The 12,912-nt window shown below is 53.8% G+C and carries 12 protein-coding genes; 7 read left to right on the plus strand and 5 right to left on the minus strand.

Annotated elements, in window-relative coordinates; translation table 11 throughout:
* Positions 1-17: 17 nt before the first annotated feature.
* A complete protein-coding gene (gene cysS, locus D9742_RS17355; RefSeq protein ID WP_000912345.1) occupies positions 18-1,403 on the minus strand; it encodes a cysteine--tRNA ligase in 1,386 nt (461 codons plus the stop codon).
* A 173-nt stretch (positions 1,404-1,576) separates the two neighbouring features.
* Between cysS and ppiB the strand changes: the two genes are divergently transcribed.
* From ppiB to purK, 4 genes are all read left to right on the plus strand, one after another.
* A complete protein-coding gene (ppiB, locus tag D9742_RS17360; RefSeq protein ID WP_000256002.1) occupies positions 1,577-2,071 on the plus strand; it encodes a peptidylprolyl isomerase B in 495 nt (164 codons plus the stop codon).
* A 2-nt stretch (positions 2,072-2,073) separates the two neighbouring features.
* Positions 2,074-2,796, plus strand: coding sequence for a UDP-2,3-diacylglucosamine diphosphatase (gene lpxH, locus D9742_RS17365; RefSeq protein WP_000212253.1), 723 nt, complete (start codon positions 2,074-2,076; stop codon positions 2,794-2,796).
* Between the two features lie 117 nt (positions 2,797-2,913).
* Positions 2,914-3,423 (plus strand): 5-(carboxyamino)imidazole ribonucleotide mutase, encoded by a 510-nt coding sequence (purE, locus tag D9742_RS17370; protein WP_001295318.1) that lies wholly within the window; start codon positions 2,914-2,916, stop codon positions 3,421-3,423.
* Entirely contained in the window at positions 3,420-4,487 is a 1,068-nt protein-coding gene (gene purK, locus D9742_RS17375; protein WP_021556571.1) for a 5-(carboxyamino)imidazole ribonucleotide synthase, read from the plus strand. Before purE ends, purK begins: the two co-directional genes overlap by 4 nt.
* A gap of 138 nt (positions 4,488-4,625) precedes the next feature.
* Here the strand turns inward: purK and D9742_RS17380 are convergent, their stop codons facing one another.
* The 4 genes from D9742_RS17380 to D9742_RS17395 are packed head-to-tail and all read right to left on the minus strand — an operon-like array spanning position 4,626 to position 9,278.
* Entirely contained in the window at positions 4,626-5,519 is an 894-nt protein-coding gene (locus D9742_RS17380) for a carbamate kinase (protein ID WP_130237697.1), read from the minus strand.
* Entirely contained in the window at positions 5,516-6,331 is an 816-nt protein-coding gene (locus D9742_RS17385; protein ID WP_130237698.1) for a DUF2877 domain-containing protein, read from the minus strand. Before D9742_RS17385 ends, D9742_RS17380 begins: the two co-directional genes overlap by 4 nt.
* A 10-nt stretch (positions 6,332-6,341) precedes the next feature.
* Complete coding sequence (locus D9742_RS17390; protein WP_130237699.1) at positions 6,342-7,601, minus strand: DUF1116 domain-containing protein; 1,260 nt, start codon at positions 7,599-7,601, stop codon at positions 6,342-6,344.
* A gap of 9 nt (positions 7,602-7,610) precedes the next feature.
* Complete coding sequence (locus D9742_RS17395; protein WP_130237700.1) at positions 7,611-9,278, minus strand: acyl-CoA synthetase FdrA; 1,668 nt, start codon at positions 9,276-9,278, stop codon at positions 7,611-7,613.
* A 316-nt stretch (positions 9,279-9,594) separates the two neighbouring features.
* On the opposite strand from D9742_RS17395, the gene allD reads away from it, so the two are divergent.
* Genes allD through allE form a run of 3 tightly spaced genes read left to right on the plus strand, consistent with a single transcriptional unit; the run spans position 9,595 to position 12,697 of the window.
* Complete coding sequence (gene allD / locus D9742_RS17400; RefSeq protein WP_000703913.1) at positions 9,595-10,644, plus strand: ureidoglycolate dehydrogenase; 1,050 nt, start codon at positions 9,595-9,597, stop codon at positions 10,642-10,644.
* 21 nt (positions 10,645-10,665) lie between these two features.
* The gene (gene allC / locus D9742_RS17405) at positions 10,666-11,901 is read left to right on the plus strand and encodes an allantoate deiminase (RefSeq protein WP_001624777.1); all 1,236 of its coding nucleotides are present in this window, start codon (positions 10,666-10,668) and stop codon (positions 11,899-11,901) included.
* Positions 11,902-11,911: 10 nt separating this feature from the next.
* Positions 11,912-12,697 (plus strand): (S)-ureidoglycine aminohydrolase, encoded by a 786-nt coding sequence (gene allE, locus D9742_RS17410; protein ID WP_000540956.1) that lies wholly within the window; start codon positions 11,912-11,914, stop codon positions 12,695-12,697.
* The last annotated feature ends 215 nt before the right edge of the window (positions 12,698-12,912 follow it).

Here is a 12,912-nt window from a genome sequence, read left to right on the forward strand (position 1 = left end):
ATCCGGCAATAGCGCAATTACTTACGACGCCAGGTGGTCCCTTGCGGGCCATCTTCCAGCACGATCCCCATCTCGTTAAGACGGTCACGCGCCGCATCTGCCGCCGCCCAGTCTTTCGCTTTACGGGCATCCAGACGCTGTTGAATTAACGCTTCAATCTCAGCCACTTCGCTGTCGTCTGCCTGCGCGCCGCTTTGCAGGAACGCTTCCGGTTCTTGCTCCAGCAGGCCCAATACGGCGGAAAGTTTACGCAGGTGAGATGCCATTGCATTCGCCGCTGCCATATCTTCTGCTTTCAGACGGTTTACTTCACGCGCCATATCAAACAGTACGGAATAGGCTTCCGGGGTGTTGAAATCGTCGTCCATCGCTTCAATAAAGCGCGCTTCAAACGCTTCGCCACCCGCAGGTGCAACGGTTTTGTCTGTGCCGCGCAAGGCAGTGTAGAGACGCTCCAGCGCCGCACGCGCCTGCTTCAGGTTCTCTTCGCTGTAGTTCAGCTGGCTGCGATAGTGGCCCGACATCAGGAAGTAACGTACGGTTTCCGCGTCGTAGTATTTCAGCACATCACGCACGGTGAAGAAGTTACCCAGCGATTTGGACATCTTCTCGCGATCAACCATCACCATCCCGGAGTGCATCCAGTAGTTCACATACTGGCCATCATGGGCACAGGTGGACTGAGCGATTTCGTTCTCGTGGTGCGGGAACATCAGGTCAGAACCGCCGCCGTGGATATCAAAGTGGTTCCCCAGCTGCTTGCAGTTCATTGCCGAACATTCAATGTGCCAGCCAGGACGACCCGCGCCCCACGGAGACGGCCAGCTCGGTTCGCCCTCTTTCGACATCTTCCACAGAACGAAGTCCATCGGGTTGCGTTTGTCGTCGACCACGTCAACGCGCGCGCCTGCCTGCAGCTGGTCGAGATCCTGACGCGACAGCACGCCATAAGTTGGATCGGTCGGGACGTCGAACATCACGTCGCCGTTGTCCGCCACATAAGCGTGACCTTTGGCGATCAGTTGCTCAGTGAGTTCAATAATTTCTGCGATATGGTGCGTCGCGCGCGGCTCCATATCCGGGCGCAGAATGTTCAAAGCATCAAAATCTTTGTGCATTTCGGCGATCATGCGATCCACCAGCGCCACAAAGCTTTCGCCATTTTCATTGGCGCGTTTGATGATTTTGTCGTCGATATCGGTAATGTTGCGCACATATTTCAGCTTATAGCCGAGGAAACGCAGATAGCGCGCAACCACGTCAAAGGCAACAAAGGTACGCCCGTGACCGATATGACAGAGATCGTAAACGGTGATTCCACACACGTACATGCCGACTTCCCCGGCGTGAATAGGCTTAAATTCCTCTTTTTGGCGTGTCAGAGTATTGAAGATTTTTAGCATCGAAGATTCCGTTTAGACATGTGTGGGTAATTGAGTTGCGTATAATACCCATATTTCCCGCGCGAATCAGCATACATTGCGAGATGATCCGATCGTGCGGTTATGCTATAACACCACCCTATATATGACCCGAACCGGGTTGAAGCACCAATCAAACGGAACAGGATGCAAAAATGGTTACTTTCCACACCAATCACGGCGATATTGTCATCAAAACTTTTGACGATAAAGCACCTGAAACAGTTAAAAACTTCCTGGACTACTGCCGCGAAGGTTTTTACAACAACACCATTTTCCACCGTGTTATCAACGGCTTTATGATTCAGGGCGGCGGTTTTGAACCGGGCATGAAACAAAAAGCCACCAAAGAACCGATCAAAAACGAAGCCAACAACGGCCTGAAAAATACCCGTGGTACGCTGGCAATGGCACGTACTCAGGCTCCGCACTCTGCAACTGCACAGTTCTTCATCAACGTGGTTGATAACGACTTCCTGAACTTCTCTGGCGAAAGCCTGCAAGGTTGGGGCTACTGCGTGTTTGCTGAAGTGGTTGAAGGCATGGACGTGGTAGACAAAATCAAAGGTGTTGCAACCGGTCGTAGCGGTATGCACCAGGACGTGCCAAAAGAAGACGTTATCATTGAAAGCGTGACCGTTAGCGAGTAATCGTGGCGACACTCTTTATTGCAGATCTTCATCTCTGCGTGGAAGAACCGGCGATCACCGCCGGTTTTCTGCGTTTTTTAGCGGGGGAAGCTCGCAAGGCCGACGCGCTGTATATTCTTGGCGATCTGTTTGAAGCGTGGATTGGCGACGACGATCCCAATCCACTCCATCGCCAGATGGCGGCAGCGATCAAAGCGGTGTCCGATTCCGGCGTTCCCTGTTATTTCATTCATGGCAACCGTGATTTTCTGCTCGGCAAACGCTTTGCCCGTGAAAGCGGCATGACGTTATTGCCGGAAGAAAAAGTGCTCGAACTTTATGGTCGTCGGGTGCTGATTATGCATGGCGACACGCTGTGCACCGATGACGCGGGTTATCAGGCTTTTCGCGCCAAGGTCCACAAACCCTGGCTGCAGACGCTATTCCTCGCCCTGCCGTTGTTTGTGCGCAAACGCATTGCCGCGCGAATGCGCGCGAACAGTAAAGAAGCCAACAGCAGTAAATCGCTGGCGATCATGGACGTTAACCAAAACGCGGTGGTCAGTGCGATGGAAAAACATCAGGTGCAATGGCTGATCCACGGGCATACCCATCGCCCGGCGGTGCATGAACTTATCGCCAATCAGCAACCTGCTTTTCGCGTGGTACTGGGTGCCTGGCATACGGAAGGTTCGATGGTGAAAGTCACGGCGGATGACGTTGAGCTAATTCATTTTCCGTTTTAAAAAACCCGCAACTTTGCTGATTTCACAGCCACGCAACCGTTTTCCTTGCTCTCTTTCCGTGCTATTCTCTGTGCCCTCTAAAGCCGAGAGTTGTGCACCACAGGAGTTTTAAGACGCATGTCTTCCCGCAATAATCCGGCGCGTGTCGCCATCGTGATGGGGTCCAAAAGCGACTGGGCTACCATGCAGTTCGCCGCCGAAATCTTCGAAATCCTGAATGTCCCGCACCACGTTGAAGTGGTTTCTGCTCACCGCACCCCCGATAAACTGTTCAGCTTCGCCGAAAGCGCCGAAGAGAACGGTTATCAGGTGATTATTGCGGGCGCAGGCGGCGCAGCGCACCTGCCAGGCATGATTGCCGCCAAAACGCTGGTGCCAGTGCTGGGCGTGCCAGTACAGAGCGCCGCACTGAGCGGTGTCGATAGCCTCTACTCCATCGTACAAATGCCGCGCGGCATTCCGGTGGGTACGCTGGCGATTGGTAAAGCTGGCGCGGCAAACGCGGCGTTACTGGCAGCACAAATTCTTGCGACTCATGATAAAGAGCTCCACCAGCGTCTGAATGACTGGCGCAAAGCACAAACTGATGAAGTGCTGGAAAACCCGGACCCGCGAGGTGCGGCATGAAACAGGTTTGCGTCCTCGGTAACGGGCAGTTAGGCCGTATGCTGCGTCAGGCAGGCGAACCGTTAGGCATTGCTGTCTGGCCGGTCGGGCTGGACGCTGAACCGGCGGCGGTGCCTTTTCAACAAAGCGTGATTACCGCTGAGATCGAACGCTGGCCGGAAACCGCATTAACCCGCGAGCTGGCGCGCCATCCGGCCTTTGTGAACCGCGATGTGTTCCCGATTATTGCTGACCGTCTGACTCAGAAGCAGCTTTTCGATAAGCTCCACCTGCCGACCGCACCGTGGCAGTTACTTGCCGATCGCAGCGAGTGGCCTGCGGTGTTTGATCGTTTAGGTGAGCTGGCGATTGTTAAGCGTCGCACTGGTGGCTATGACGGACGCGGTCAATGGCGTTTACGCGCCGATGAAACCGAACAGTTACCGGCTGAATGCTACGGCGAATGTATAGTCGAGCAGGGCATAAACTTCTCTGGTGAAGTGTCGCTGGTTGGCGCGCGCGGTTTTGATGGCAGCACCGTGTTTTATCCGCTGACGCATAACCTGCATCAGGACGGTATTTTGCGCACCAGCGTCGCTTTTCCGCAGGCCAATGCGCAGCAGCAAGCGCAAGCCGAAGAGATGCTGTCGGCGATTATGCAGGAGCTGGGCTATGTGGGCGTGATGGCGATGGAGTGTTTTGTCACCCCGCAAGGTCTGCTGATCAACGAACTGGCACCGCGTGTGCATAACAGCGGTCACTGGACACAAAACGGTGCCAGCATCAGCCAGTTTGAGCTACATCTGCGGGCGATTACCGATCTGCCGTTACCGCAACCAGTGGTGAATAATCCGTCGGTGATGATCAATCTGATTGGTAGCGATGTGAATTATGACTGGCTGAAACTGCCGCTGGTGCATCTGCACTGGTACGACAAAGAAGTCCGTCCGGGCCGTAAAGTGGGGCATCTGAATTTGACCGACAGCGACACATCGCGTCTGTCCGCGACGCTGGAAGCCTTGATCCCGCTGCTGCCGCCGGAATATGCCAGCGGCGTGATGTGGGCGCAGAGTAAGTTCAGTTAACCTGGTGCTCATTTGATTGCCGGATGCGGCGTGAACGCCTTATCCGGCCTACACCGATCCGGTACCCATTGTAGGCCTGATAAGACGCGTCAAGCGTCGCATCAGGCATGGTACGCCGATTGCCGGATGCTCTCATCACTACAGCGAAATACAGGTCCCCGCTTCGCCCGCCAGCGTCTCTTCAATCCGCGATAACGCCCCAATCCACGCAGGTTTGCCACGGCTTCTGACATAGCCACTCACCGCCATTACCTTCGGCCCCATCGAACCATCGGCTTTGGCAAATGGCGCTAAATCATCCGGTGTGGCACGGCGAATGGCACGTTGCTGCGGCGTTCCCCAGTTTTCATATACCGCATCAGCATCAGTGAGGATCACCAGCCCATCGGCATTAATCTGCTCAGCGAGCAACGCAGCAGCGAGATCTTTATCAATCACCGCTTCACTCCCTGCCCCGTCTTCCGTCACAGGCACACCGCCGCCGCCACTGCAAATCACCACATACCCCTCTTTGAGCAACAACTCGATGGCTTCGCTGTCGAGAATTTTACGCGGTTGCGGAGACGCCACCACCCGGCGTAAATATTTACCATCACGTTTCATCTGCCAGCCGTAAGCCGCTTCCAGTGCCTCTTGTTCTTCTGGCTGATAAACCGGACCAATAAATTTCTCTGGCTGCAAAAACGCCGGATCATCAGGCGAAACCTCAATGCGCGTCAGCACCGTCGTGACGGGCGGCATCTGCGGCTGTGCGCTCAAACTCTGCGCCAGCATATAGCCAATCATCCCCTGACTTTCTGCCACCAGCACATCCAGCGGATACGGTTCTACCTCTTTCCACGCCAGATTCTGCAATGCCAGCAGCCCCACCTGTGGCCCGTTGCCGTGAACAATCGCCAGCCGATAAGAACGGGCCAGGCGCGCCAGCGCGGGTACAGCACTGGCGATATTGCGATATTGATTTTCTGCCGTCAGCGCCTCACCGCGCTGGAGTAAGGCGTTGCCCCCAAGAGCCACAACCAGTGTTTTCATGGTTTTCCTTGTAATAGTTGTTGGCCAAGCCAGAACCCCAGCAGCGTATCTGCCCCTGACGTATGCCCCAGCGCCAGCAGCGAATCAATCGCAACAGCGGTACGTTTCGGGCAACTCAGAGCATGAACAAAGTGCAGGAGTGGCGAGGCGAAATATCCTTGCGCGGCATAACGTAAATAACTGACGCTCACCGCTGTGGTAACGAGTTGCAGATTGTCGGAACAGGCAAAAAATGGGCGACCGGAGCGCGCATCTAAAGCGCCATAATACCAGGCCGCCAGCAGCATTCCGCTCAGCGTGTCATCATGACTCGGCGTTAATCCGGGGCCTTTACCCAGCCAGTGCCGCCAGTTGGTTTTAACGCCATTGAGCGCGGCCTGAAAACAGTGGCGAAACTGGCGTAATTCAGCGGGAAGCGGATCGCCTGCCGCCAACGCCAGTGGCCCGAAAAGCCCGGTTTCCTCCGCGCGTTGCATCCATGCAGCCGCAAGCGGTTGAGGATGCGCAGGCGGCGTAATACGCAGCAAACAATAACGCTGTGGCTGTTTAACCGTGAAACGCCCGAGGCGAATCCCTTGAGCCACAACCTGCGGTCGTTCATTGCCGCATAATTCACCACATAACGCATCGAATTGCGCGCGGCGAAGCACCCATCCTCCGGGGCCGAAGCCACTTCCCTGACGATGCAGCGTTAACAGTTCACCGCTTTCCGTCATCAGGTTAATCGCACGCCGCCACACTCCCGCTAACCGCCAGGGCTGGCGATAGTCCGGTGCGCTACTGCTGGCAAGCAGAGGATGGATGATCGTCATTGCGCGTTCCTCAACCAATCCCCATGCTTTCAGCCAGTGCTTCCAGCGCCTGTTCAAAACACGCCAGCGGTGCCCGCACAGTGCCTGCGCCAATCTGCCCGATCCCCGCCTCTTTATGGGCGATACCGGTATTGATGAGTGGCGTAATGCCGGTTTCTACCACGCGACGAATGTCCAGTCCCAGGCACGCACCCTGGAAATCCCAGCCGGGGATCTGCAACTGCATATTGCGTTCAAGGAAGATTTCCGCCATCTCTTCAGATACCGCTCTGGCTGCTTCCATGCCACCCGCACCGACAAAGCGCGTTACGCCAGGTGCTGCGATCATTGCCGCACCACCGATACCAAAGGTTTCGGTAATCGCGCTATCGCCCATATCCGGGTTCGCCTGCTCCTGCGAGAAGCCGGTGAAAAACAGACCTTGCGGAGTGTTTACAGGCGCAGTAAACCAGCGTTCGCCCAGCCCGCTTACCCGAATCCCGAACATATTGCCGTTGCGGGTCATTGCCGTGACGATGCTGCCTGCGCGGATCATCGCGCCAGCATCCATCGCCGCCTTGCAGTAAGCCATCGCGAGGTTGAGGAAGAACTGATCGGTCACGCTGAGGAAATCCATCACTTCCGCGATGTGCTGTTTATCATGATCGAGGCGAGCAATTTGTGGGGCCAGCGCACGCATTAACAGTGCTGAGGAAGCAATATTGCGTTGATGGAACTCATCGCCCATGGTAATGCCCTGCGCCATCATCGCCGTGAGATCGATACCGCGCTCCATGCGCCCCAGCGCCGCGCTTAATACTGGCATTAACACATCGCGCATCCAGCGATGGCGAGTCAGGACATCTTCGCCGTAAGCGCCAAAACGCATCACTTTGCCGATACCTTCGTTGAGGTTGCAGTACGCCCGGTTGCCGTCGGTCACATTCTCGACCACCAGCATCGGCATACTGGCAGAAGTAATGCCGCCCATTGGCCCGACGGCATTCACATGGTGACAAGGAATGAAGTTCACTTCCCCCTGCTCCAGTATTGCCAGCGCCTGCGCTTCATCTTTCGCCCAACCTTCCAACAGACATGCGCCCACGCACGCCCCTTTCATGGGTCCGGTCATCTCCTGCCAGCGCATTGGCGGCCCGGCGTGAAGCAGTGTTTTGCCCTGGTTTAGTTCGCTGATAAGTAAAGAAGCCGGTTGCACATCCAGCCAGTGTGGACGAGCGCGACGAATTTGTTCGATAACCGCAGCATTGGCTTGCGCCACTGATGTAAACATGGGAACCCCTTATTGCAAACGTTCTAATAAACGAGCCAGTTTTTTATTGCCGCCAGCGACTGGCGCCCATTGGTAATGCACTACCGGTTTGCTGGCGCTTTGTAGCTCCAGCGCAAAGCTGCGTAACCCGATGTTAATCACGGCGACGTTTTCCAGTAATGACGGTGTGTGTTGCTGTGTGGCAGGCGAGAGCGGATGAATTAACGCCGCTGCCAGCAATGTGGCTTCCGGCAGCGAACTCACTACCGCGATCCCCGCATCTTCCAGCGTGGCGATTTGTTGCGAGCGGCATTGCGGGTCACGTTCGGTGCCTGTCACCGTGGCAATGGCATACAGCGGTTGGCTGTCTGAACGCGCGGCACAGGCTTTTTGCCAGGCGCTCACCAACGAGGCGGCAGGATCGGCGGTCGCGCCGAAGCCAATCACGACATCAAGTAGCAATACGCGCACTGACGGTTTAGCGCCGAGATCGGCAATTAACTGGTTGCGTAAGGTTGGGTCGATCATCGGATGGGGACGCCCGACGGTGTAGAAATCATCGCCGAGGTCAATAATCTGGTGGCCATCGGCGTCCAGCATCATGCCGTGATGATGGGCATCATCGGCTTCCGCGCCAAGGTGTCCGGCAAGTAATCCCGCCGCTTCGGCAGCCAGCGTACCGCCGGTATACAAACCGCAAATAAATCCGCTGCTGGCAGGCGTTATCGCGTTACGTCGCGCCGTAACGCGTGAAAGCAGGCAAGCCAGGCCTGCGGCCTCATCCAGCGAGGAGGCAAACCAGACATTCTCGTCGCGGGCCACCGCCGGGGTATAACCTAAAAACAGCGCCACCGTCGGTTTGCCGGTTGCTTTCATGGCATTAACAATTTTCAGACGCACAGCTTCGGCAGGTGGTTTTGAAACAAATGCCAGCACTTCGCTTTTCTCGTCTGCACTGAGCATTTCCAGCGCTGTTAGCGCACTGATGCCGCCCACTTCACGGCTGAGGTCGCGCCCGCCAAGGCCAATCGCGTGAGTAATTCCCTCCCCTGCCAGCGCAATCTGCGAGCACAGCTCCTGAATCCCGGTACCGGAAGCGCCAATGACGCCAATGTTGCCTTCCGGCATCACGTTAGCAAAAGCCAGCGGCGTGGCGGCGATCATCGACGTACCGCAGTCCGGCCCCATCACCAGCAAACCTTTTTCCCGAGCGCGGGTTTTAAGTTGGATTTCATCTTCCAGCGTGACATTATCGGAGAACATCATCACATTGAGGTTGCGATCCAGCGCCTGGTTCGCCAGCTCCGCCGCATACTCGCCAGCCACTGAAATCAGCGCCAGATTGGCATCGGGTAATTTCTGACAGGCACTGTCCCAGCGACGCACCTGCGTCAACGCCTGGCTGCTGCCTGACCCCTGCGCCAGTTGTTTTAGCGCCTCTTCAAGCTGCTGCATAATCGCCTGCGCGATCCCCGCATCCGCCGCTTCGCTACGAATTGCCACGCAAATATCGTTCGGCGTGGCGTTATTAAAATCGTCATGCCAGAAACCTGTGGTATCTAATAACGCTTTATTGGCGGGCGTACCCATCATTACGGAAACATCATCAACATTTTCTGATTCGCTGAGTTTTCGTGAAATAATCATTAAACTGACCGAATCCTGAAAACACCCTTTTTTAATAAAGGCGTGGATCATAACAACTCCTTAAAAATTGCACCCATGGCAATTGCACGAGCAGTGTTAATGTGGCGATTACGGTATCGATGACAACGAGTAAATAAGGTGATGAATATCACACAGGGATTATTAACAAAAGAATTCAAATAACCGCCATGCTATTACGTGTTATTTTTTAATAAGCGTGGTTGTTTTAAAAACCAGGTTAAAAGCGAGCGGATTATCAAATAAATTCTAACTATATTTTTTTGCCTGTCTGGATCACATAATCCAGATATTTTCCCTGTATGTTAATTGCAGTCATGCTTCACACCGTCGTTAAAAAGGAAGACAGATGAAAATCAGTCGGGAAACACTCCACCAGCTAATCGAGAATAAACTCTGCCAGGCTGGGTTAAAACGTGAGCACGCTGCAACCGTGGCTGAAGTATTGGTTTACGCCGATGCCAGAGGGATCCACTCTCATGGCGCGGTGCGCGTGGAATACTACGCGGAACGCATTTCAAAAGGCGGCACCAACCGCGAACCGGAGTTTCGTCTTGAGGAAACCGGGCCGTGCTCGGCAATTTTACATGCCGACAATGCCGCCGGACAGGTCGCGGCGAAAATGGGTATGGAACATGCCATCAAAACCGCCCAGCAAAATGGCGTTGCGGTGGTCGGTATCAGCCGGATGGGTCACAGCGGCGCAATCTCTTATTTTGTGCAGCAGGCAGCCCGCGCCGGATTAATTGGCATTTCGATGTGCCAGTCCGATCCGATGGTGGTGCCGTTTGGCGGCGCGGAAATTTACTACGGTACTAACCCACTGGCCTTTGCCGCGCCGGGAGAAGGCGACGAGATCCTTACCTTTGATATGGCGACTACCGTACAGGCATGGGGAAAAGTGCTCGACGCCCGCTCGCGTAATATGTCTATCCCGGATACCTGGGCGGTCGATAAAAACGGTGCACCAACAACCGATCCGTTCGCGGTACATGCTCTGCTCCCCGCCGCTGGGCCGAAAGGGTATGGCCTGATGATGATGATTGACGTCCTCTCAGGCGTCTTACTCGGCTTACCGTTCGGGCGACAGGTTAGTTCGATGTATGACGATTTACACGCCGGGCGTAATTTGGGGCAATTACATGTAGTTATTAACCCGAACTTTTTCTCCTCCAGCGAATTATTCCGTCAACATCTTAGCCAGACCATGCGCGAATTAAATGCCATTACCCCCGCGCCCGGTTTTAATCAGGTTTATTATCCGGGGCAAGATCAGGATATTAAACAACGCAAAGCCGCCGTCGAAGGCATCGAAATTGTTGATGATATTTACCAGTATTTAATTTCCGACGCGCTTTATAACACGTCATACGAAACGAAAAATCCCTTTGCGCAATAATTATTGAGACAGGACTTTCTTATGATTACACATTTTCGCCAAGCCATAGAAGAAACGCTGCCCTGGCTTTCCTCTTTTGGCGCTGACCCAGCGGGTGGGATGACCCGTTTACTTTATTCGCCGGAATGGCTGGAAACCCAGCAGCAATTTAAAAAAAGAATGGCAGCAAGCGGGCTGGAAACACGTTTCGATGAAGTGGGGAATTTATACGGTCGCCTGAATGGCACCGAATATCCACAGGAAGTGGTTCTGAGCGGTTCGCATATCGATACCGTGGTTAACGGCGGTAACCTCGACGGGCAATTCGGCGCGCTGGCGGCCTGGCTGGCAATTGACTGGCTGAAAACGCAATACGGCGCGCCGCTACGTACGGTCGAAGTGGTGGCGATGGCGGAAGAAGAAGGCAGCCGCTTCCCGTATGTCTTCTGGGGCAGTAAAAATATCTTTGGACTGGCGAATCCTGACGACGTGCGGAATATCTGTGATGCCAAAGGAAATAGTTTTGTCGATGCGATGAAGGCTTGCGGATTTACTCTGCCGGACGCCCCGCTAACTCCGCGTCAGGATATTAAAGCCTTTGTCGAACTGCATATCGAACAGGGCTGTGTGCTGGAAAGTAATGGGCAATCAATTGGCGTGGTGAATGCAATTGTCGGGCAACGTCGCTATACGGTGACGCTGAACGGCGAATCAAACCATGCAGGCACCACGCCGATGGGTTATCGTCGTGATACGGTTTACGCTTTCAGTCGCATTTGCCATCAGTCGATCGAAAAAGCGAAAAAGATGGGCGATCCGCTGGTTCTGACCTTTGGGAAAGTGGAGCCGCGCCCGAATACGGTGAATGTGGTGCCGGGTAAAACCACGTTCACCATTGATTGTCGTCATACCGACGCCGCCGTGCTGCGTGATTTCACCCAACAGTTAGAAAACGACATGCGGGCGATTTGCGATGAAATGGACATTGGTATTGATATCGATTTATGGATGGACGAAGAACCCGTGCCGATGAATAAGGACCTGGTCGCCACCCTGACAGAATTGTGTGAAAGTGAAAAACTGAATTACCGGGTGATGCACAGTGGTGCCGGGCACGACGCGCAAATTTTCGCGCCTCGCGTACCAACCTGCATGATTTTTATCCCCAGCATCAACGGGATCAGCCATAACCCGGCGGAACGCACCAATATTACCGACCTTGCCGAAGGGGTCAAAACGTTGGCACTCATGCTTTATCAACTTGCCTGGCAGAAATAAGGAGTCATAAATGGGATATTTAAATAACGTCACCGGTTACCGCGATGATTTACTGGCTAACCGTGCGATTGTGAAACACGGTAATTTCGCACTGTTAACACCAGACGGTCTGGTAAAAAATATTATTCCGGGCTTTGAAAATTGTGACGCGACAATCCTCTCCACGCCAAAGCTGGGTGCCTCTTTTGTTGATTATCTGGTCACACTGCATCAAAACGGCGGCAACCAACAGGGCTTCGGTGGCGAAGGCATTGAAACGTTCCTGTATGTGATCTCTGGAAATATCACTGCCAAAGCCGAAGGCAAAACATTTTCCTTAAGCGAAGGTGGATATCTTTATTGCCCGCCTGGCTCCTTAATGACGTTTGTTAACGCCCAGGCCGAAGACAGCCAAATCTTTTTATATAAGCGCCGCTATGTTCCGGTAGAAGGCTATGCACCGTGGCTGGTTTCTGGCAATGCCAGCGAACTGGAACGCATTCACTATGAAGGTATGGACGATGTTATTCTGCTGGATTTTCTGCCCAAAGAGTTAGGTTTTGATATGAACATGCATATCCTCTCTTTTGCGCCAGGTGCCAGCCACGGTTATATCGAAACACACGTTCAGGAACATGGTGCCTATATTCTTTCCGGTCAGGGGGTTTATAACCTCGACAATAACTGGATCCCGGTGAAAAAAGGCGATTACATCTTTATGGGCGCTTATTCCTTACAGGCCGGTTATGGCGTAGGGCGTGGTGAAGCGTTCAGCTATATTTACTCGAAAGATTGCAACCGCGACGTAGAGATTTAAGTCATACCACTCGCCTGATTATTTTTAGCTATGTTGGATTTTGCCACGGTTTATACCGTGGCTTTTTTTGTAACATTGCCTGATACGCTTCGCTTATCAGGCCTACATGATCTCTGCAATATATAGAATTTGCGCGATTTTCAGGAAGGATATAGTGCTCATGCAGCATCCGGCATGAGCACTGCGCTCTTATACGAAATAAATAGCATCCGCTT

Origin of the sequence: Escherichia sp. E1V33, from assembly GCF_004211955.1 — a bacterium.
Classification (GTDB): domain Bacteria; phylum Pseudomonadota; class Gammaproteobacteria; order Enterobacterales; family Enterobacteriaceae; genus Escherichia.

What these genes read in the sequence shown, in the direction of transcription:
- ppiB (WP_000256002.1), top strand. Translation starts at nt 1,577, where the DNA reads ATGGTTACTTTCCACACCAATCACGGCGATATTGTCATCAAAACTTTT.
- D9742_RS17390 (WP_130237699.1), bottom strand. Translation starts at nt 7,601, where the DNA reads ATGTTTACATCAGTGGCGCAAGCCAATGCTGCGGTTATCGAACAAATT.
- D9742_RS17395 (WP_130237700.1), bottom strand. Translation starts at nt 9,278, where the DNA reads ATGATCCACGCCTTTATTAAAAAAGGGTGTTTTCAGGATTCGGTCAGT.
- purE (WP_001295318.1), top strand. Translation starts at nt 2,914, where the DNA reads ATGTCTTCCCGCAATAATCCGGCGCGTGTCGCCATCGTGATGGGGTCC.
- D9742_RS17380 (WP_130237697.1), bottom strand. Translation starts at nt 5,519, where the DNA reads ATGAAAACACTGGTTGTGGCTCTTGGGGGCAACGCCTTACTCCAGCGC.
- D9742_RS17385 (WP_130237698.1), bottom strand. Translation starts at nt 6,331, where the DNA reads ATGACGATCATCCATCCTCTGCTTGCCAGCAGTAGCGCACCGGACTAT.
- allD (WP_000703913.1), top strand. Translation starts at nt 9,595, where the DNA reads ATGAAAATCAGTCGGGAAACACTCCACCAGCTAATCGAGAATAAACTC.
- purK (WP_021556571.1), top strand. Translation starts at nt 3,420, where the DNA reads ATGAAACAGGTTTGCGTCCTCGGTAACGGGCAGTTAGGCCGTATGCTG.
- allE (WP_000540956.1), top strand. Translation starts at nt 11,912, where the DNA reads ATGGGATATTTAAATAACGTCACCGGTTACCGCGATGATTTACTGGCT.
- cysS (WP_000912345.1), bottom strand. Translation starts at nt 1,403, where the DNA reads ATGCTAAAAATCTTCAATACTCTGACACGCCAAAAAGAGGAATTTAAG.
- allC (WP_001624777.1), top strand. Translation starts at nt 10,666, where the DNA reads ATGATTACACATTTTCGCCAAGCCATAGAAGAAACGCTGCCCTGGCTT.